The organism is Bacillus sp. NPDC094064 (assembly GCF_050279585.1).
Classification (GTDB): Bacteria; Bacillota; Bacilli; order Bacillales; family Bacillaceae_G; genus Bacillus_A.
Genome location: NZ_JBNNUI010000005.1, coordinates 234,650 through 255,953 on the forward strand (window position 1 = coordinate 234,650; position 21,304 = coordinate 255,953).

Here is a 21,304-nt window from a genome sequence, read left to right on the forward strand (position 1 = left end):
AAAAAACGACGGCATTATGTAGCCGTCGTTTTTCTATTAAAACTTCACAAGCTCTATTCCATCAGGCAACTTACTCTCTGTTAAAATACGCAATTCCTTCACTCGATCCATTACGTAAGAAGAACGTTTTACAAGCTCTGGGTCAATATAAGCTGGATGAACCATAATTTCTACCGATTGTTCATCTTGTACTCTTTCTTTTAACTTCACAAAGTAATCTTCCGTCACACCATCCGCATAAAAATCACTGTAAAACACATCAGAAAATGGGCGCACTGCTCTCTCTTCCTCACAACGACGAATCGGAACGTTATATTTAGCCGCTAATCTTTCAAGAACATCGTGTAAGATTGGTAAACTATGCACATGATGATGACTATCTAAATGAGTCGGTATTAATCCGTAAGATAAAAACTTCTCGATTTGAGCAGTCCATTCTCTCTCAACTTCTTCTGGATCTATATTCCCTTCCCGTACGACACTTTGTTTATGAAATGCTCCATCACTACCCACAAGTGATGGAACGTCTGTAAGAAGTGGTTCTCCTGCCGTTAATACGAGATGCACGCCTACCCCTAACGTTTTATACGCTTTCGCTAAGTGTACAGCATGCTCTGTCCCTGGCATATTCATCATCATCGTCGTTGAATTTACAAGCCCATTTATATGTCCATCAATAATGCCGTAATTCGTACCTTCCGTAAGACCGAAATCATCTGCATTTACAATTAACTTAATCATCCTACTACCTCCTATCGAAATAAAAAAAAGCGGGCTAAATAGCGCCGCTTTTTACTTCTCTACCTTTTTAAAGAACTGTGGAAGATATTCTTTATGTGCTTCCAACATTTCATCTAAAATTTGTTTTGCAACTTTATCTGATGGTACAAGTGGATTGATTGTCATCGCAAGCAGCGCCTTATGATAATCACCTGTAACCGCAGCTTCAATTGTTGTGCGCTCAAATGATTTAATTTGTTGTACTAAACCGCGAACTGGTACTGGAAGATCTCCGACCGCAATTGGTTTTGGACCCTCTTTCGTAATAATACAGTTCACTTCAACAGCAGAATCATGTGGCAAGCTTGCAATTGTTCCGTTGTTTCGTGTATTAACAGGCTGGATATCACCTTTATTATTGTAAATAGACGTAATTAAGCTACATGCTGCATCACTATAATAAGCTCCGCCACGTTTTTCTAATTGTGGTGGCTTAATATCTAAATTCGGGTCTTTATATAACTCGAATAAATCATCTTCTAATTGTTTTACTACTTCTGCACGTGTGCCTTTCTCGATTGAAGCTTCTTTCTCTTCTTCTAACATTTCACGTGTTTTGTAGTAGTAACGGTGGTATGGACATGGAATTGCACGAAGGCCTCGAATAAAGTCTGGCTCCCAGTTAAGCGCTGCGATGTTTTCCATCGTAATTTGCTTTTCTGGATCTGTTACAAGCTCTAACACGCGATCCATTACGCTTACTCCATCTAAATATACGTCTAGTCCATATACCATGTGATTTAAACCGGCGAAATCTACATGTACACGACTTGCATCTACTTCCAGTAATCTCGCAAGACCCATACGAATTCCGATTGGAACGTTACATAGACCAACTACTCTTTGAATATTTGTATAGCGAAGGACAGCTTCTGTTACCATACCTGCTGGGTTCGCAAAGTTAATTAACCATGCATTCGGACAAAGCTCCTCCATATCCTTACAAATATCTAAAATAACAGGAATCGTTCTCAGTGCTTTAAACAAACCACCAGGACCATTCGTTTCCTGACCAATTACATCATATTTTAAAGGAATCGCTTCATCTTTTGCGCGTGCTTCTAATAAACCAACGCGAAGCTGTGTTGTTACGAAATCAGCATCCTTTAATGCCTCGCGGCGATCAAGTGTTAAATGCACTTCGATTGGTAAACCTGATTTTTTCACCATACGTTTCGCTAAGTTACCAACGATTTCTAACTTTTCTTTTCCTGCCTCAATATCTACTAACCAAATTTCACGAACAGGAAGCTCATCATAACGTTTAATAAACCCTTCAATTAACTCTGGTGTATAACTAGATCCACCACCGATTGTAGCAATTTTAATTCCAGTCATGCTTTATTCCCCTTTCGCTTCTAACTTTTTATAAAGGTCAATAAATTCTGCTGCTAATTCTTTCACTGTAATCGCATTCATTAAATGATCTTGTGCGTGAATTAAAAGAACACTAATCTCTGTCTTTTCTCCTCTTGCTTCTGATTGTATGAGCTCTGTTTGGAAATGATGCGCTTCATTAATCGCTTCTTTCGCCTTTACCATCGCTTCATCAGCCTCTGCCATTTTCCCCTGTTTGGCAAATTGAAGTGCCTCCATTGCAAAGCTTCGTGCATTACCACTATTTAAAATCAATTGGAATGGAATTTGTTCTGCTGTAGTCATCATAATTACCGCCCTCTCTATTATGGTTCAACCGATTGAAATACCCCTTCAGTTTGAACATTTCTATTACATTAATATTTTATGAATGATAGTTTGGTGTTCTTATAGATGTATTCCATCTTTCTGAACATGATATAAAGGTAATTGTTCTCACAGATCATGTTATCTGTGAGAACAATCCCTATGTTACATAGGTACAGAGTTGTTATTTCCTTGCGCTGCTGCTTTTTCCGTACGAACAACAGAACGGTCGCATAATACAACGAATGGATAATAGATTACCATCGCAATTACAAAGTTGAATAACTGTAGAATTGCACCAGAAATATGTCCACCTGTTACAAGATAACCACTAATAATTGGTGGTGTTGCCCATGGAATCATCACAACTGTTTTTGGTACCCAACCAATAGATATAGCTGTATAAGAAGTAATTACTAATACAATTGGTGTTAGGATAAACGGTAAGAATAAAATTGGATTTAAAATAATTGGTGTACCAAATATTACTGGTTCGTTAATATTGAATGCACCTGGTCCAATTGATAAACGAGATACACCGCGTAATTGTGCGCTCTTCGCTACAAGTAATACCACTACTAAGAACGCTAATGTTGCACCAGAACCACCAAGATATACGAAAGTATCGAAGAATGGTTTTGTAACAATGTTTGGAACATCAAATGCAGATGTTCCACCTTGGAATAACTTCATGTTTTTCTCTAATGCCGGTAAGTATAATGGCTCAATAATACCACCAACGATATTTGGACCATGTAAACCGAAGAACCAAAGAAGATGAACGAGAAGTACAATGACAATTGCACTTGGTAATGTCCCTGCTAAACTTTGCAGTGGTGATTGAATCGTATTAAAGATAAATTCATGAACACTTGTACCAGCTAATTTCACTGCTAATTGAATACCTGCAACTACTGTTAAGATAACAAATGCTGGAACTATAGCTGCGAAAGATCTTAAAACTGCTGGTGGTACTCCATCAGGCATTTTAAAAGTAATGTTTCTTTGTACAAAGAAACGGAATACTTCAGTAACAAGGAGTGCCACAATAATTGCTACGAATAACCCTTGTGCACCTGTCCAAGCTAAGTTCAATCCGCCTTCTTTCGGTGTTGTTGGCGTAAGAATAATTAACGCACCAAATGAAATAATACCTGCTGACAAACCATCAACGCCGTAAGATTTTGCTAAGTTATAACTTGTTGTAAATGCTATGATTAATGCTAGAATTGCGAAAGAACCAGTCCACATTCCACCGCCAACTTGTTTCCACGTTTCACCAAACAAACCTTTCATGAAATCTTGGAAAGCTTCAGATGGAAAACCATTAATTAATGATGCAAGTGCACCAACTAAAATAAGTGGCATAACTGCAATAAATCCATCACGGATCGCCGCTAAGTGACGTTGCGATCCAATTTTACCAGCGACAGGAACAATATATTTTTCCATGAATGCAATAAACTTTTGCATTTCGCTTCCCCCCCTAATTATTTTTTAAGTGTTAGTGCGTGATCTAAAACTGCTTCTCCATTCATCATGCCGTAGTGCATTGGGTTAATAACATCGATTCCAATGTTCTTCTCATCAGCAAGCGTTTTCATAGAAGAAAGCATGTAACGAACTTGTGGTCCTAGTAATAATACATCTGCTTGATCGATATTATTTTTTACTGCATCCCCAGATACAGCCCAAATCTTTCCTTCTAAACCACGAGCTTTTGCAGCCGCTTCCATTTTTGTAACTAGTAAACTTGTAGACATCCCTGCTGAGCAACATAATAAAATATTCATTTGAAAATCCCCCTTGTATAGTATAAAAAATTTATGTTATTTATTTTTCTTTACGCTATTTATTAATGCAATTAGCGTGCCAACTTTTTAAAACCAGTAAAATCAGCACTTTTTCGAGTATTCCCTTTGTGTGTTAACGCTTTCAATTAGTGTGTCACTCAAAAAACACACAGTGTGTTATAAAACAACACGCTTTTAACACATAACTGTATGAAGATAGATTAGTGTTTAGTTGTCTAGTTATGTTTAACATAAAAAAACACTAAAAAAATTTTTTAGCGTGAAAACAGAATAACGAAAAATATAATATTTCGACTCAAATCAAAAACAAATACCTACTCAAGATACTCGTCTAACTATCGTCCAGTCACAATCTATTAAATTACATAGAATAGAATAAAATAATACAATTCGAAAGGGGATTCCTATGCCAAAGCATAGAAAACTGAACAAAATAAAAGTTTATAGAATAACGAGCTTTAAAAAAGACAAGTCTTCTGAATTAGACTCTGACAAATTTGAGCTAGACAAGCAAGATACACAAAACAAACAGGACAAACAAGACAAACAGGACAAACAAGACAAACAAGACAAACAAGACAAACAAGACAAACAGGACAAACAAGACAAACAAGACAAACAAGACAAACAGGACAAACAAGACAAACAAGACAAGCAGGACAAACACGATAAACAAGACAAACAGGACAAACAAGACAAACAGGACAAACAGGACAAACAAGACAAACAGGACAAACAGGACAAACAGGACAAACACGATAAACAAGACAAACAGGACAAACAGGACAAACACGATAAACAAGACAAACAGGACAAACAGGACAAACAGGACAAACAGGACAAACAAGACAAACCAGGTAAACTAGACAAACACGATAAACAAGACAAACAGGACAAACAAGACAAACAAGACAAACAAGACAAACAAGACAAACACGATAAACAAGACAAACAGGACAAACAGGACAAACACGATAAACAAGACAAACAGGACAAACAGGACAAACACGATAAACAGGACAAACACGATAAACAAGACAAACAGGACAAACAGGACAAACAAGACAAACAGGATAAACAGGACAAACAAGACAAACAGGACAAACAGGACAAACAGGACAAACAGGACAAACAGGACAAACAGGACAAACACGATAAACAAGACAAACAGGACAAACAGGACAAACAAGACAAACAGGACAAACAGGACAAACAAGACAAACAAGACAAACAAGACAAACAAGACAAACAAACACAATCGGAACCTATAATAGAAACAAATTCACACAACTTAGATATATGGGATGAAATTTCTTTAAAAGAAATACAAGCTAGCGAGCATACGAGTTTATTTGAAGAAAAAAGCAATTATCAAAATATTAATTTGCTACAAGTAAGCGATATCCGTCTATATTTGGACAACCAACTACAATTTAGTTCCGTTGATGAACAAATTTATCATGAAGCGCTTGTTCACCCGATAATGTCCAAAGTCATTGATCCAAAACGTGTTCTCATATTAGGTGGCGGCGATGGCCTTGCCTTACGAGAAGTTTTGAAATATGAAACTGTGATGCATGTAGACCTTGTTGATTTAGACGAGGCGATGATTAATCTAGCTCGTAATGTACCAGAAATAGTCTCTTTAAACAAAAATGCATTTTTTGATGAGCGCGTAAATGTGCACGTATGTGATGCGAAAGAGTTTCTAAATTCTCCTTCCTCCTTATACGATGTAATTATTATTGATTTTCCTGATCCATCAACAGAATTATTAAGTACTTTATATACAAGCGAACTTTTTGCTCGTATAGCTACGTTCTTAACAGAAGATGGTGCTTTCGTCTGCCAATCTAATTCACCTGCTGATGCACCTCTTGTATATTGGAGTATCGGTAATACAATTGAAAATGCCGGATTAATTGTAAAAAGCTATCATATAATTGTTCCTTCTTTCGGAACGGACTGGGGATTTCATATTGCTGCTAACTCCTCACATGCACTCAATCAAATTGAACAATTATACGTAGTACCAACTCCTCGAACATTACCTTCTCTTCTTGCTCCTTTATTTCAATTTAAAGAAGAACATTTAGATCACCGTAACGATGCCGTTTTAAATTTAGAATCGAACCTTACCCTACATCATTGCTATCAACAAGAAATGCAATTTTGATGATATTTTAACTAAGGGGGGGACCAGCATATGGACTATTCTACGTTTGGCAGACATATAATAGTAGATTTATGGGGAGTAGATTTTCCCCTATTAAATGATATTCATTTTTTAGAGCATCATTTAGTTTCCGCTGCTGATTACTCTGGTGCAACTGTTTTAAGCGTAAACAAAAAAAAATTCCAGCCGTATGGCGTTACAGTATTAGTATTGCTATCCGAAAGTCACCTTTCTATTCACACGTATCCAGAGAAAAATTTTGCAGCAATTGATTGCTATACGTGCGGTACAACCGTTGAACCGCAAATAGCGATTGATTATATCGTAAATATATTAAAACCAAAAGAAATTCATATAAAAAAATTAATTCGTGGTATAGGAGACATCGTTACTACCGATTAACGATTACTCTTACTCATCCATGAAAAGGAGGATTGTAAATACCATCAGTGGAACGAAAGCTCCACTGATGGTACGCACACATACATAATTTTTTCATTTTAATTGATGATTTAATTTTTCTATTTTTCGTTTCCAATATAGTGTCATTACAAGCCATATAATGAAATAAATCATAATAAAGCTCCCTATACAAACAAGAATCGCACCGAAACGATTCGGAACCCACCCGATCCAAATAGCTGTAGGCAAAAATGTCCCTAGTAAAATGATAAAGTGAATACTTGTCTGTTTTACTATACTCCATTCTTCTTTTTCAAAAATAAATGAAGCGAAAGAAAAGATAAGCCCTACTATATTGGCTGTAACTAAATACATAATTAATGTTTTCATTTCTACTGTTTCTACCCCTTTTACATAACCGATCCATAAAAACAATAGACTATATATCATCGCCATCCCTAATCCAAAAGCCGCTTTATTTATAACTCTATCAACCATCTCTTAACCTCCTCCTATATTTAAAGCCTCCTTAATAAGCGGTACATATTTCCTCGAAACATATTCTTTCGTTCCATTAGAAAAGTGAGCACACATGCTACCACTAAAAGACATTTCAAAGCTTTTTACATGCTCTAAATTCGCAAGTATCGACTTAGAAAACCTAGCAAAACGATTTCTAGCTAACTGTTCCTCTAATTCATATAAGCGAGCTTTCACCTCAAGACTCCCTTTCTTCGTTTGTGCCATAACTTTTCTTCCCTCTGTATAAAACCAATAAATATCATGTAAGTGTAACAAATAATATTGCTGATCTAACACACCAACAATTTGATTCGCATTTCCGCCTTCTATTATTTTTAAAAGTTGCTGAATTTCGTCCGTTACTTCTTTTGTTTTTATAATTATTTCTACATCTACTTGTGATGGGTCTAACTCGATGCGAACTTTCATCTATTTCCCACCCCCTTTATACTTTTATTTTTACATAAAATTGAAAATAATAAATGTAATCTTGCGTAAGTGGTCTTCGTCTCGTCATAACAGTATCTTTTCAAAACATAAAAAAACCTTGCATAAGCAAGGTTCATTCAGCTGCTGCCATCTTCCTATATAATTCTACAAATTCACTCGCTAATTCCTTTACCGTAATTGCATTCATTAAATGATCTTGTGCGTGCACCATCAGAAGGGTAACTTCTGTTTTTTCACCACCAGCTTCCTTCTGTATGAGTTCCGTTTGTACACGGTGTGCCTCTTGCAATTCATGTAAAGCTTCTTGCAACTTTGCCTCTGCTCCCTCGAAGTCTCCACGTTTTGCGCAATCAATTGCTTCCATTGAACAACTTCTTGCATTTCCTCCATGCAAAATTAAATGAAAAGTTTTCGTCTCTATCGTATCCATTTTAGTTCTTTACTCCCCCTGTTCTTCCGCCAATTTTTGTTTATCCCATATTTTTAAGAATGGTAAATAAAGAATGCCAGTGCAAAGTTAATAAGCTGCAAAATAACACCAGAAATTTTACCCCCAGATGCTAAAGCATCCACTTTATAATACTCACCAAGTCTGTAAGCGATTCCAAAAATAGCTACTAAAGACATTATATTAAAAGTAGCACTGACTGGGTACCCTAAAGCTTTCTGCCACCACTAGGTTACAAATATATTTGTCTAGATTTCTAACTGTATGCCGAGCTCAAAAACAAAAATTTCTCGGTTTTCACGCTATTCCATCTATCGGTATTTTCCTAGTAAAGAAGACTCTAACTCGCTATAATGATTCAGTATGATTTTTTTATAATCGATAGGAGGGTATATTTATGAAGGCATATCGCTTTCCACTTATTTTATTATCTTCTATCCTAATTGGTGGTTTCATTGGTTATTTCATGGGTGCCGATGCAGTTATCTTAAAGCCGCTTGGTGACATTTTCTTAAACTTAATGTTTACGATTGTTGTACCTTTAGTGTTCTTTAGCATCGCGTCATCTATTGCTAATATGGATGGATTAAAACGTTTCGGTAAAATTATGTCTAGTATGGCTGGGACTTTTTTATTTACAAGTATTTTAGCTGCTATTTTTATGATTATCATCGTGAAAGTATTCCCGCCAGCACAAGGTGTTGTATTAGAACTAACACAACCTGATAAAGCTGAAAAAGTTGTTAGCGTTGCGGATCAAATCGTTGGTATTCTAACAGTATCTGACTTCTCGAAGTTACTATCTCGTGAAAATATGTTAGCTCTTATTTTCTTCTCTATCTTAATGGGGATTGCAACTTCAGCAGTTGGTGAAAAAGGAAAACCATTCGCTACATTCCTACAAGCTGGTGCAGAGATTTCAATGAAAGTCGTATCTTTCATTATGTACTACGCTCCAATCGGACTTGCTGCTTACTTCGCAGCATTAGTTGGTGAATTCGGACCACAACTTCTTGGAACTTACTTCCGAGCAGCAATGGTATATTATCCAGCTTCACTTATTTACTTCTTTGTATTCTTCACGTTCTATGCATACCTTGCAGGTCGCAAGCAAGGTGTTCAAATATTTTGGAAGAACATGGTCTCTCCTACAGTTACATCACTTGCAACTTGTAGTAGCGCCGCAAGTATTCCAGCGAACTTAGAAGCAACGAAGAAAATGGGTATTTCTTCAGACATTCGTGAAACAGTTGTCCTACTTGGGTCTACACTTCATAAAGACGGATCTGTTTTAGGCGGCGTATTAAAGATCGCTTTCTTATTCGGTATTTTCAACATGGAATTTGAAGGACCAAAAACATTAGCGATCGCACTTGTCGTTTCTCTATTAGTAGGAACGGTAATGGGCGCTATTCCAGGCGGTGGTATGATTGGTGAAATGTTAATCGTTTCTCTATACGGATTCCCGCCAGAAGCACTGCCAATTATCGCAGCAATTAGTACAATCATCGACCCTCCTGCAACGATGTTAAACGTAACAGCGGATAACGCTTGTGCCGTAATGACAGCTCGTCTTGTAGAAGGTAAGAACTGGATCAAAAATAAATTTGCTTAATAAATAGAAAGAGGATGCTCATTTTGGAGCATCCTCTTTTTGTCGTTATTTGTTGAGAAGTCGATATCCCTTGTCGAAACGTCGATATATTGAAAAAATCGTTGATATATTTGAAGTTGTGATAGATATATCCGAAAAATCGTTGATATAATTTCATTCATCTCCTCCCGCCACAAATTTGTTAAAATCTTCACAAATATTCCACACCTCTCATCCATTCTCCGTACTATAATCATGTATGGAAAAGGAGATGGAGACCATGACACAAAGCGCACCAGAATTTAAAGTTTTGCAAAGCATTGCATTTCTTGCTGTCGTTTTGCAAAGTTCCTTATTATATACAATGAATCAAGGAAATGTCTTACTTGAACAATCCCTCATTATGGGTATGTTATTTAATCTCGCAAAATTTTCAGCACCTGCATTCATATTTATCGTTGGATTTCATTTAATTCGTCACTATACAAAGCAACTCGTATACAAAGAATATATTTATGAAAAAGCCACACACTTACTCATTCCTTATTTCTTTTGGTCTATTCTGTACTTATTAACAACAAACGACATGATTACATTACAAGGCGGAATAAAAAGTTTATTACTCGGAACGGCCGCCCCTCATCTTTGGTACGTTATTATGATGTTCCAAATTCACTTATTGTTCCCTTTACTTTGCACACTATTTTATTGGTTTCAAAAACGAACAACAAATAAAAAAGACATATATAAATATATGACCATCTTTGCATGTCTATATTTCCTTTTAATGTGGTTCTCTTCCCACTACATTTTTAATGGAGAAAAATTAACGAGTTCGACCATTTTACATTATACAGATCGATCCTTTCTATTCTACTCATTCTATTTCGTTATGGGAGGCATTGCCGCTGTAGCACTAAAAACTTGGCGTCTATTCGTCATGAAACATATACCGCTTATCACAATATTATTTTTTATCTTATTTTTGTTTATCAATTATGAACTATTTAGCTTTTACGGAGCAAACTCTATTCATTTAACCGTTTCTACTTATTTAAAACCGTCCATGTTTTTATATATAGTCTGTGAAATTATGATACTGTACGTGTTATCTATTACAATTGTACAGCGCCGGGGTTGCTTATATAAAACGTTACGATTCATTGGAAACTACACGTATGGCGCTTATTTAGCACATTTTTTCTTCTTGCAACTATGTACAAAACTTCTTTCTTTATTCACACTGCAAGAAAATACTATATTATATAGCCTATTACTATTTGCATTAACAGCTGTTATATCTATTTCAACAATGGTCATTTGTAGCACACTACCATTTCATATATGGATTACAGGACCTTCTCCTACGACAAATATAAAATGGGCGAAGATTGCACTCCGAAAAAATCATGAAAAACTATTCAAACCATATATTTGATATAATTATACGCATATAAGAAAAGAAAGCAGGAGACATCTATGATTAATCAAGTTGGACAAATTATGCTATATGTAAATAACCAAGATGAAACCGTACAATTTTGGACAGAAAAAGTAGGGTTCCAAATCATCGCAGAAGAAAATAACGGAAAAGGATTTCGCTGGATTGAAATTGCACCAGTAAAAGAAGCTGGCACAAGCATCGTCCTTCACGATAAAGCGTTAATTGCGAAGATGCAGCCTGAATTAAATCTTAATACCCCTTCACTTATGTTCTTCTCTAACAACTTAGATCAGCTGTATAAAGATCTTTCTGAGAAAAACGTAACAGTTGGACAAGTTGTAGATTTACCTACTGGTAGAGCGTTCAACTTTGCAGATAATGAAAATAATTACTTTGCCGTAATGGAACGCAAATAAAAAATGGTTATCCTTTCACATATATATTTTGAAAGGATAACCATTTTATTTTTTACTCTTCTCTAATTCTATTTCAGCTAAAAGCGGCAAAACATTATCAAAAATATGTGTATTATTATTTTCACCTGTCACGTATCCACCGTAATATCTACTAAACACATTATCATTTCGGAATGTAGTCATTTGCTCATATAATTCCTTCGCAAAATTTGTATCACCTGTGTGTAGTACGTATAAAATTGTTAGCCCGTAAGCAGCTGGCGATTCATAATTCACCGTTTGTTTTCCCGTTTCTAAATTGTATCGACCGTATAACTTCCCGTCCTCCTGGAACTTCTTCTTTATAAATTCCAAATATGCATCTGATGAAAGACCACCTAAACTACGATGGTAAGCAACGTATGATTGGTCAATCAGATTCACTTCTTTATCGTATGTAAATGTACCATCTTCTTTATACTCTTTTGGGAATGCCCATCCATTTCTCGGATAATCAGCTAAAAACTGAATTACTTCTTGATACTGCTGAGCAGAAATTTTCTCGTACTTTTTCATATAAAAAAATGCGTGCGGGTTTATGTAAGATGTTGTTACAAAATTATTTTGTTTACCTGTATTTGCATCATAATAATCAACGTAATAATTACCTTTTTTATTATAACGAAGTACAGCATCACTCAATTGATCTGCAAGGTTTTTATAACGCTCTTCCTTGTACATTTCATAAGCACGATATAATTGTTCTATAATACGAAGATCATCTATAAGAGCATTTGTAGCTGACTGCATTTCTCCCTTTTCAGAGATTTTCCATACAACGATGCGATCCTTATGTAAAAAGTTATTTTGAATGACCTTTACTTGTTCATCAAATAACGCTTGATCGTCTTTATCAAGAGTATATTGTAGCCATAGTCCTGCCGATTCTGATAAAGCTTCACGGCCTTTTGCTTCCCCTATGCCAGCCTTTGTATCTGCTAAACGATATGTAGCAAGCGTCCCATTTTCATTCACCATATGTCTTAAAATAAAGTATTCTGTACGGTTTCCTTGTAAGGCTGACCAAAATACAATTCCACCTAAAGCGACTAAGAGCATAACTCCAATCCCTATATATATACGTTTCCGCAATCTTTTCACCTCCCTATTCAGGCTAACCTTAATTTTAACAGAACATACGTCAATTAAAAAAAGACAATCTATTAGATTGTCTCCCTCACCTTATCCCTCGTAAGCCTCTTTAGAAGGTCTATATAGCGATTCCACAAGTCGATCATATTCACGACGTGTAATTTCTTTATTGTACAACTTTAATAATAAATCTCTATGCTCTTTTGAAAATGCCATCTTTTTAATGACTTCAGGATACATAAAACACCATCTCCATTTCACATAAACTTCTTCATCCCGGAAACAGAACTCACGTTCGCATAAAAGATTATAAAAGATTCTTAAACAAAAAACAAACAAAATATTATCAAATATTCATTTCTTTTTCTTTGGAATATTCTAATACTTTATTACCATATTCACTTTTTAAATACACATATATTTTTGGCAGTTTATTGAATAAATCTTCCAATTCAATCAGAAAATAATGGTAAAAAAAGAAGAGGAGTTTACATATGGATACCGTAACATTAGCAAGAGCATTTTTTGGTTCTTCATTAGCATTCCACATTATCTTTGCAACACTTGGAGTCGGGCTTTCATTAATGATTTTCGTAAGCGAAATACTCTATCACTGGAAGAAAGATTCCGACTATGCCATTATGGCAAAAAGATGGACAAAGGCATTTGCAATCCTTCTTGGTGTAGCAATTCCAACTGGAACCATTGTCGGTGTACAAATCTCACTTCTGTGGCCCGGTTTTGCCAAAATTGTTGGACAAGTTATTTCTGTTCCCTTTCAAATTGAGATTTTCGCCTTCTTTCTAGAGGCTTTATTCATGTCTATTTACGTATATGCAGCTGATAGACTACCTCCATTTATGAGATTAGTATCACTCTTTTTCGTAATGCTTGGTGCCACGGCATCCGCCGTGCTTATTACATCAGCAAATACATGGATGAATACACCTGCAGGCTTTTCAATGGGGCCAGATGGGTCAGTTTTTAACGTGGATCCGTGGAAAGCTTTCTTTAATCCAAGCTTTGGCACAAGTGCATTCCACGTTGTTATTACGGCCTATGCAGCTGGGGCAGCTGTCATTGCCTCTATCGCTGGATTTAAATTATTAAGGAGAAATGTAAGCGAACGTGAAATTGCTTACCATAAAAAAGGATTACTATTAGGACTTGTCGTTACATTCATCACAGGTGCTACGATGTGGATTTCAGGACACGAATCGGCGATCGCCTTACATAAGCACTCACCTGAAAAACTTGCATCTGCTGAAGCTTTGTTTGAAACGACATCGCACGCTCCTTTATCAATTGGTGGGGTTGTTGATCCGAATACACTTGAACTAAACTATGCACTCGAAATTCCAAACCTGCTCAGCTTATTAGTAGGGCTCGATCCTAGTACTGTCGTAAAAGGACTAAATGAATTCCCACAAGAAACGTGGCCACCATTTTATACACATACACTTTTCAACTTAATGGTCGGAGCTGCCTCCTTTACCTTTGCAGTTGCAGCAATCGCTCTCTTATATTGGTACTTTGTTTATCGAAAAAAAGGGACAGCGTTACCGAAGTGGCTTCTTTGGAGCACTGCCGCATGCGGGCCAGTTATGATGCTCGGCATTGAGTTCGGATGGATTTTCAGTTGTAGCGGTCGCCAGCCATGGACCATTTATGGGATGCAACGGACGATGGATGCTTCTACACGTGCTGATTTCGTCGGTCCTTTATTTGTTCTATTCATTATTTTATATATCGGACTCGCTATTTTAACCGTCTTTGTACTACGAACATTCTTTAAGAAACACCCGTTAAAGAATGATTTACATAACCAAGGAGGCGATTCTCGTGCATGAGGAAAGTATTGCAATCATCATCTTATGGGCTCTTATTTTTGTTTATAGTATATTAGGGTCCATTGATTTTGGGGCTGGTTTTTGGGGCATGGTATACGCGAAACATCCAACGCTTGCTGCGAAACTTGCGAATCGATACTTATCACCCACTTGGGAAGTAACCAATACCTTTCTCGTCTTTGTTGTTGTCGCTTTTCTCGGTTTCTTTCCGAAAGCAGCCTTTACCCTAGCAACCGTTATGTTCGTACCAGTTATGCTCATTCTAATACTCGTTGCCATTCGCAGTACATTTATGGTATTTGCTTATTCACTGCCAAAATACCAACATCTTCTTCGTATTATTTCAGGTATTACAGGGCTTTTAATTCCAGCTCTATTAATTACCGTTCTACCTGTTACAGAAGGTGCTTATATTACAATGTCGGAAGGAAAAGAAGTACTCCTTTATGGAAAACTTCTTTCTAGTCCTGTTATTTATTGCTATATGCTCTTCGGACTAACTTCGGAACTATTTCTATCCTCTCTCTTTCTTGCTGATTTTGCGAGAGAACAAGGTTCAGAAGATGCATATAAAATTTATAGAAGAAATGCCATCATACTCGGTCCTGCAACACTCGTTACGGCTATTATCGCCCTCGTTGTAATGGACCCAGAAACACACTGGCTTATGGAAGGGCTAATAAAGCAATTCCAATGGTTTACCGTTTCTATCGTTTTATTCGTTATCGGGTACTCTTCACTTTGGTGGACAAACAAGAAGTACGACACACTTGGATTTCCACGCATCGCCGTTTTAGCTGTCGTTGCTCAATATGGATTTGCAAGCTACGCTTACGGCATCGCCCATTTACCGTATATCATTTACCCGGACGTAACTGTATTTACAAGCTTTACGACACCTGAAACATTCTATGCACTGCTTATTTTATACGCAATTGGGATTGCAATTTTACTCCCAGGATTCATTTTCTTCTGGAATTTATTCTTGAAGGATCGAACTTTTTTAAAGGAAAAATAATATAGTGGGGGAGTCTGTTCCAAGAGGTATTTTGGGATAGACTCCCCTTGTCATGTTTTATCGGTAAATCGCTGGTATATTTTGAGTTACGCCGATATAAAATCCACTTACTATCCGACTGTCCACCAAATTTATAGACTCCTCTCACAATAGTTATTTCACTACTCGTGATACTTGTCCTATAGCATAAAAAACACATATTCACTTCATTCCATTATACGTCTAGTTCCTCTTATTTTTCACTGAATATACTACCAATATAAACCTTGAGACAAGCTACATTCGTTCAAGGAAAAGTAGAAAGGTAGGCAAAATATGAGTACTGAAATATGGATTACTATTATTGTATTCTTCTTAACGATGATTGTTATCTTTTGGCGACCTCGTGGTTTAAATGAGGCGTGGCCAGCAGCAATTGGCGCTGGTATTATCCTGATTACTGGCCTTGTATCAAAACCAGACGTCATGGACATTATAAGTAAAATCGGAGGTGCCTCCATAACAATATTAGCGACCATCGTTATGGCGGTTATATTAGAAAGCTTCGGCTTCTTCCATTGGTCCGCAGCAAAACTAGCGAATTTAGCAAAAGGATCCGGTCACCGTTTATACTGGTATATTCAATTACTATGTTTCCTTATGACCCTTTTATTTAATAATGACGGCAGTATTTTAATTACAACTCCAATTTTAATTCTTCTTCTAAGAAATCTTCAATTAAAGCCTCATCAACAAATTCCTTATTTATTAAGTGGCGCTTTAATCGCTACTGCATCCAGTGCACCAATCGGTGTAAGTAATATCGTAAACTTAATTGCATTAAACATCGTCCATATGACTCTTTATATGCATACAGCTATGATGTTTGTACCAGCAACATTAGGACTACTGTTTATGTCATGGCTTATGTATACAGTTTTAAAGAAAAAACTTCCGAAAAGATTACCTGTTTCTTCATATGATATTGAAGAAATTTTCTTCACAAAGAACTTCCATCCACTTAAAGGAAAAAATTCTGTTGATACAAAACAAAAACGTACAAGATTTATGTTAAAAGTATTAGGTTTCGTCTTCCTTATGCGCTGTCTTCTATTCGTTGCATCCTTCTTATCGATCCCAATCGAAATTGTTGCTGTACTCGGTTCACTCGTTCTTCTCATTTGGAGATGGTACTACTTACGAACAAACCCAGTCGATATTTTGAAAAAGACACCGTGGCACATTTTAATTTTCGCTTTCTCTATGTATGTAATTATTTACGGGCTTCACAATGCAGGATTAACAGCAGCACTTGTAAATTGGCTCGAGCCAGTTGTAAATCAACATCTACTCTATGCAAGCTTTGCGATGGGTGGACTTGTATCTATCCTCTCCAACCTCTTCAATAATCACCCTGCCCTTATGATTGGTACCATTACATTAACAGAAATGGGATTAGATCCAGTCACATTAAAAACTATCTATCTCGCAAATATCATTGGTAGTGACATCGGTTCACTATTATTACCAATCGGTACGCTAGCTTCTCTCATTTGGATGTATATACTAAGACAAAACAAAATTAAAGTGAAATGGAAAGACTATTTAAGCGTATCTCTCATCGTTATCCCACTCACAACCGTCGTCACATTATTCCTCTTATACTACTGGGTACACTTATTCTTCACCTTATAAAAATAGAAGCCCCCTTTGCTACCGTCTTAGCAAAGGGGGCTTCTTCTATATAATTAAGTTAGGTACTACAGTGTGATCAATCAAGTAAAGAGGTGTAACGTGTTATTGATATAAACGACTACCAGTATCTTTAAATTCTTTCGCTTTCTCTTTCATCCCTTTTTCAATGGCTTCTGTCGTTTCTAAATCATTTTCTTTCGCATATTCACGAATATCATGTGAAATTCTCATACTACAAAACTTCGGTCCACACATCGAACAGAAATGAGCTGTTTTCGCTCCTTCTGCCGGCAACGTTTCATCGTGATATTCCATCGCGCGTTCAGGATCTAAAGATAGATTAAATTGATCACGCCAACGGAATTCGAAGCGTGCTTTTGAAAGTGCATCATCACGCTGATGAGCCGTTTTGTGCCCTTTCGCAAGATCAGCCGCATGTGCTGCAATTTTGTACGTAATAACCCCTGTGCGAACATCATCTTTATTTGGCAATCCTAAATGTTCTTTCGGCGTTACATAACAAAGCATCGCCGTTCCGAACCAGCCAATCATTGCAGCTCCAATTGCCGATGTAATATGGTCATAACCTGGTGCAATATCTGTCGTTAACGGTCCAAGTGTATAGAATGGCGCGCCCTGACAAATATCAAGTTCTTTCTCCATATTCTCTTTAATTAAATGCATTGGTACATGCCCAGGTCCTTCAATCATAACTTGCACATCATGCTTCCAAGCAATTTTCGTTAATTCACCAAGTGTTTCAAGCTCAGAAAATTGTGCTTCGTCATTTGCATCTGCAATCGACCCTGGACGTAATCCATCTCCTAGAGAGAACGAAACATCATACTGCTTCATAATTTCACAAATCTCTTCAAAATGAGTATAGAGGAAGTTTTCTTTATGATGGAATAAACACCACTGCGCCATAATTGAACCACCACGCGAAACAATACCTGTCGTACGCTTTGCCGTAATTGGAATGTAACGAAGTAATACACCTGCGTGAATCGTAAAGTAATCAACGCCTTGCTCCGCTTGCTCAATTAACGTATCACGATACACTTCCCACGTTAAATCTTCTGCAATTCCGTTTACCTTTTCAAGCGCTTGATAAATCGGCACTGTTCCAACTGGTACCGGTGCGTTACGAATAATCCACTCACGCGTCGTATGAATGTTTTTACCTGTAGATAAATCCATAATCGTATCTGCACCCCAGCGAGTCGCCCACGTCATCTTCTCTACTTCTTCTGCAATAGAAGAAGATACAGCAGAGTTTCCGATATTTGCATTTACCTTCACGTGGAAATTACGCCCGATAATCATCGGTTCTGCTTCCGGATGGTTAATATTCGCTGGTAAAATAGCACGGCCTTCTGCGATCTCCTTACGAACAAACTCAGGCTCTACTCCTTCACGAATCGCAACGTATTCCATCTCAGACGTAATAATACCGTTACGCGCATAATGCATTTGCGTTACATTGGCACCTTGCTTCGCTCTAAGCGGCTGGCGATCCATTTGCGGGAAAACAGGTGTATGTTTCGAAGCCACTTTCACACCGTCATCCTCTGGTTTCACCTCACGCCCTTCGTATGCCTCTACATCCCCGCGCTCCACGATCCAAGAATGGCGCGGCGCCTGCAACCCCTTTTCCAGCTCCACTTTATACTCGGGATCCGTATAAGGACCGCTCGTATCATACACACGGATTGGTGGATTTTGGACGCCGTTCGTTTCGCTTTGTTCAATCTCACGCATCGGCACTTTCATACCTGCGCGCGGTCCATCCACATATACTTTCTTACTCCCTGGTAAACTCGATTTCAATTCAATTTGCTCAGCCGAAACAGATTGTTTCATAACTTTTGTTGCCCCCTGTTCGTGACAAGGACGAGATATGGCCAGCGCATGCCAAAATAAAAAGAGCCAGGTCCATAAAAAAATAAGGACCTGGCTCATAAAAGACATCATTATGTAAAGCCGTTAACTTCCCTACGCTGGTACGAGCCAGATCAGGTCCAAAGGGTTAAGAAGTTCACACGCTTCTCTCTCAGCCTACGCATACGTTAGGCACCCCTAGTTTATCACTGATTTAATTTTCAATACTTTCCCATCATACACGATAATCCGAAAAATGCAAACTTTATTTCTTTTGTCACTTATGGAATCATCCACGTTAAATAATATGCTTGAACATACGTCATAATACCAACAATAATGACGAAGAACAAACTATGTTTCACCGTGAAGCGGAACAAGTCTGATTCTTTTCCAGCAAGTCCAACTGCCGCACAAGCAATTGCAATCGATTGCGGAGAAATCATTTTCCCTGTTACACCGCCCGTTGTATTTGCTGCAACGAGAAGTACTTCAGATACACCGACTTGCTGCGCTGTAATTGCTTGTAAATTCGAGAACAGTGCATTCGCTGACGTATCGGAACCTGTTAAGAATACGCCAATCCACCCTAAGAATGGGGAGAAGAACGGGAATAATCCGCCAGTTCCAGCTAGTGCTAATGCTAGTGTAGAAGATAGACCAGAATAGTTTGCGATAAAGGCAAACCCTAATACGAATCCGATTGATAGAATTGGCATCTTAAGTTCGTTTAACGTTTCTTTAAATGTCGCTACTGCATCTTTTGCACTCATTTTCAAAATAAAGATAGAAATGATACAAGCAATTAAGATTGCTGTTCCTGTTGCTGATACTACGTCAAACTTCAAAATTGCCTCGTAAGGCGTCGGTTTATTTACAATTGGCTCCGCCTTCATTACTAAATTGTGTAAACCTGGTACCTCAAACTTAAATACAAGACTCTCTAATGCGCCCCCCGGAGCGAATAACGATTTAAAGAAACTTTGGCTCCAAATGACTACCATTACAGTTAAAATAATGAACGGAGACCATGCTTTTACTACTTTTCCTACTGTTAGTTTCGGCATATCTGCCGTAGTTGTTGCTGCTGCTACTTCACCATCCGCTTGCTTCGATTGATAAATTTCTTTCGGCTGCCAAACTTTTAAGAATAGCGATAAACTTACTAAACTTACAAGCGCTGATGTAATATCCGGAAGTTCTGGTCCTAAGAATGTCGCTGTAATGAATTGTGTAATTGCAAATGAACTACCCGCTACAAATAACGCAGGCCAAGTTTGTTTTACACCTTTAAATCCATCCATTAAAAATACGATAAAGAACGGAACAAATAATGATAGGAACGGTAACTGATGTCCAGCCATTTGTCCGATTTTATGCGGATCAATACCTGTTACTTGTCCAGCAACTGTAATTGGAATTCCCATTGCCCCGAACGCTACCGGCGCCGTATTTGCGATTAAACAAAGACCAGCTGCATATAAAGGATTTAATCCAAGACCTGCAAGAAGCGCCGCCGTAATCGCTACTGGGGCCCCAAACCCTGCTGCTCCTTCCAAAAATGCTCCAAATGAAAATCCGATTAAAATAACGAGTAAACGGTGATCATTTGTAATAGATAATACAGATGCACGAATCACATCGAATTGACCCGTTTTCACAGAAATTTTATATAAAAATACCGACATAATGATGATCCAAGCAATTGGCCATAATCCGTATAAGAAACCGTATCCGGTCGCTGCCATCGCCATCGTGAACGGCATCTTATAAGCGAATAACGCTACTAAAATCGTAAGTACAACTGTAATAAATCCTGCCACATACCCCTTCATGCGGAAAACTGCTAAAGCTAAGAAAAAAAAGATAATCGGAATAAGTGCGACCGCCGCCGAAATCCAAATGTTGCCGAACGGATCATAAACTTGTGTCCATGTGTTCATTGTTCTCTCCGATACGATAAACTTAACTAAATCTATACAATTCAATCAAATTTATACAAGTTAGTGCTTCATCGTGTT

General features: G+C 37.5%; 20 protein-coding genes and 1 riboswitch. Of the genes, 8 read left to right on the forward strand and 12 right to left on the reverse strand.

What is annotated here, in order from left to right:
- Positions 1 to 36: 36 nt before the first annotated feature.
- The 5 genes from chbG to ACQKNI_RS13960 all read right to left on the reverse strand — a co-directional run bounded on the left by chbG (position 37) and on the right by ACQKNI_RS13960 (position 4,256).
- On the reverse strand, positions 37 to 741 hold the full coding sequence (chbG, locus tag ACQKNI_RS13940) for a chitin disaccharide deacetylase (protein ID WP_088232953.1): 705 nt from the start codon (positions 739 to 741) through the stop codon (positions 37 to 39).
- Between the two features lie 51 nt (positions 742 to 792).
- Complete coding sequence (gene celF, locus ACQKNI_RS13945; RefSeq protein ID WP_000145754.1) at positions 793 to 2,118, reverse strand: 6-phospho-beta-glucosidase; 1,326 nt, start codon at positions 2,116 to 2,118, stop codon at positions 793 to 795.
- A gap of 3 nt (positions 2,119 to 2,121) precedes the next feature.
- Positions 2,122 to 2,445, reverse strand: a complete 324-nt coding sequence (locus ACQKNI_RS13950) for a PTS lactose/cellobiose transporter subunit IIA (RefSeq protein ID WP_000989050.1) — start codon at positions 2,443 to 2,445, stop codon at positions 2,122 to 2,124.
- A gap of 183 nt (positions 2,446 to 2,628) precedes the next feature.
- Complete coding sequence (gene celB, locus ACQKNI_RS13955; RefSeq protein WP_088232952.1) at positions 2,629 to 3,936, reverse strand: PTS cellobiose transporter subunit IIC; 1,308 nt, start codon at positions 3,934 to 3,936, stop codon at positions 2,629 to 2,631.
- Between the two features lie 17 nt (positions 3,937 to 3,953).
- The gene (locus ACQKNI_RS13960) at positions 3,954 to 4,256 is read right to left on the reverse strand and encodes a PTS sugar transporter subunit IIB (RefSeq protein ID WP_071710056.1); all 303 of its coding nucleotides are present in this window, start codon (positions 4,254 to 4,256) and stop codon (positions 3,954 to 3,956) included.
- Positions 4,257 to 4,683: 427 nt separating this feature from the next.
- Between ACQKNI_RS13960 and ACQKNI_RS13965 the strand changes: the two genes are divergently transcribed.
- Together ACQKNI_RS13965 and speD are read left to right on the forward strand one after the other, a co-directional pair.
- A complete protein-coding gene (locus ACQKNI_RS13965; protein WP_427282434.1) occupies positions 4,684 to 6,453 on the forward strand; it encodes a polyamine aminopropyltransferase in 1,770 nt (589 codons plus the stop codon).
- A 30-nt stretch (positions 6,454 to 6,483) separates the two neighbouring features.
- Entirely contained in the window at positions 6,484 to 6,855 is a 372-nt protein-coding gene (gene speD / locus ACQKNI_RS13970) for an adenosylmethionine decarboxylase (protein WP_088232951.1), read from the forward strand.
- Between the two features lie 93 nt (positions 6,856 to 6,948).
- On the opposite strand, the gene ACQKNI_RS13975 is transcribed toward speD, so the two are convergent.
- From ACQKNI_RS13975 to ACQKNI_RS13985, 3 genes are all read right to left on the reverse strand, one after another.
- Positions 6,949 to 7,353, reverse strand: coding sequence for a DUF3021 domain-containing protein (locus tag ACQKNI_RS13975; RefSeq protein ID WP_098841413.1), 405 nt, complete (start codon positions 7,351 to 7,353; stop codon positions 6,949 to 6,951).
- Positions 7,354 to 7,356: 3 nt separating this feature from the next.
- Positions 7,357 to 7,806, reverse strand: a complete 450-nt coding sequence (locus ACQKNI_RS13980) for a LytTR family DNA-binding domain-containing protein (protein ID WP_088232949.1) — start codon at positions 7,804 to 7,806, stop codon at positions 7,357 to 7,359.
- A gap of 133 nt (positions 7,807 to 7,939) precedes the next feature.
- Positions 7,940 to 8,257, reverse strand: a complete 318-nt coding sequence (locus ACQKNI_RS13985) for a PTS lactose/cellobiose transporter subunit IIA (protein ID WP_088232948.1) — start codon at positions 8,255 to 8,257, stop codon at positions 7,940 to 7,942.
- A gap of 415 nt (positions 8,258 to 8,672) precedes the next feature.
- Between ACQKNI_RS13985 and ACQKNI_RS13990 the strand changes: the two genes are divergently transcribed.
- From ACQKNI_RS13990 to ACQKNI_RS14000, 3 genes are all read left to right on the forward strand, one after another.
- Complete coding sequence (locus ACQKNI_RS13990; RefSeq protein WP_098253516.1) at positions 8,673 to 9,890, forward strand: dicarboxylate/amino acid:cation symporter; 1,218 nt, start codon at positions 8,673 to 8,675, stop codon at positions 9,888 to 9,890.
- A gap of 259 nt (positions 9,891 to 10,149) precedes the next feature.
- Positions 10,150 to 11,307 carry an acyltransferase gene (locus ACQKNI_RS13995; protein WP_098882961.1) on the forward strand — a complete coding sequence of 386 codons (1,158 nt, stop codon included), beginning with the start codon at positions 10,150 to 10,152 and terminating at the stop codon, positions 11,305 to 11,307.
- A 41-nt stretch (positions 11,308 to 11,348) separates the two neighbouring features.
- A complete protein-coding gene (locus ACQKNI_RS14000) occupies positions 11,349 to 11,729 on the forward strand; it encodes a VOC family protein (RefSeq protein ID WP_098882962.1) in 381 nt (126 codons plus the stop codon).
- 45 nt (positions 11,730 to 11,774) lie between these two features.
- On the opposite strand, the gene ACQKNI_RS14005 is transcribed toward ACQKNI_RS14000, so the two are convergent.
- On the reverse strand, positions 11,775 to 12,860 hold the full coding sequence (locus tag ACQKNI_RS14005; RefSeq protein ID WP_098253515.1) for a transcriptional regulator: 1,086 nt from the start codon (positions 12,858 to 12,860) through the stop codon (positions 11,775 to 11,777).
- Between the two features lie 90 nt (positions 12,861 to 12,950).
- Positions 12,951 to 13,100: a hypothetical protein gene (locus ACQKNI_RS14010; protein WP_000283175.1), complete on the reverse strand. Its 150-nt coding sequence runs from the start codon at positions 13,098 to 13,100 to the stop codon at positions 12,951 to 12,953.
- A 254-nt stretch (positions 13,101 to 13,354) separates the two neighbouring features.
- On the opposite strand from ACQKNI_RS14010, the gene cydA reads away from it, so the two are divergent.
- The 3 genes from cydA to ACQKNI_RS14025 all read left to right on the forward strand — a co-directional run bounded on the left by cydA (position 13,355) and on the right by ACQKNI_RS14025 (position 17,402).
- Entirely contained in the window at positions 13,355 to 14,710 is a 1,356-nt protein-coding gene (gene cydA, locus ACQKNI_RS14015) for a cytochrome ubiquinol oxidase subunit I (RefSeq protein WP_098253513.1), read from the forward strand.
- The gene (locus ACQKNI_RS14020; RefSeq protein WP_088232940.1) at positions 14,703 to 15,728 is read left to right on the forward strand and encodes a cytochrome d ubiquinol oxidase subunit II; all 1,026 of its coding nucleotides are present in this window, start codon (positions 14,703 to 14,705) and stop codon (positions 15,726 to 15,728) included. Before cydA ends, ACQKNI_RS14020 begins: the two co-directional genes overlap by 8 nt.
- 315 nt (positions 15,729 to 16,043) lie before the next feature.
- Positions 16,044 to 17,402: an arsenic transporter gene (locus ACQKNI_RS14025; RefSeq protein ID WP_088232939.1), complete on the forward strand. Its 1,359-nt coding sequence runs from the start codon at positions 16,044 to 16,046 to the stop codon at positions 17,400 to 17,402.
- A 102-nt stretch (positions 17,403 to 17,504) separates the two neighbouring features.
- On the opposite strand, the gene thiC is transcribed toward ACQKNI_RS14025, so the two are convergent.
- Both thiC and lldP read right to left on the reverse strand, forming a co-directional pair.
- Complete coding sequence (thiC, locus tag ACQKNI_RS14030; protein ID WP_098882963.1) at positions 17,505 to 19,265, reverse strand: phosphomethylpyrimidine synthase ThiC; 1,761 nt, start codon at positions 19,263 to 19,265, stop codon at positions 17,505 to 17,507.
- Positions 19,266 to 19,377: 112 nt separating this feature from the next.
- Positions 19,378 to 19,493, reverse strand: a riboswitch (TPP riboswitch).
- A 71-nt stretch (positions 19,494 to 19,564) separates the two neighbouring features.
- On the reverse strand, positions 19,565 to 21,226 hold the full coding sequence (gene lldP / locus ACQKNI_RS14035) for an L-lactate permease (protein ID WP_088232937.1): 1,662 nt from the start codon (positions 21,224 to 21,226) through the stop codon (positions 19,565 to 19,567).
- Positions 21,227 to 21,304: the final 78 nt, after the last annotated feature.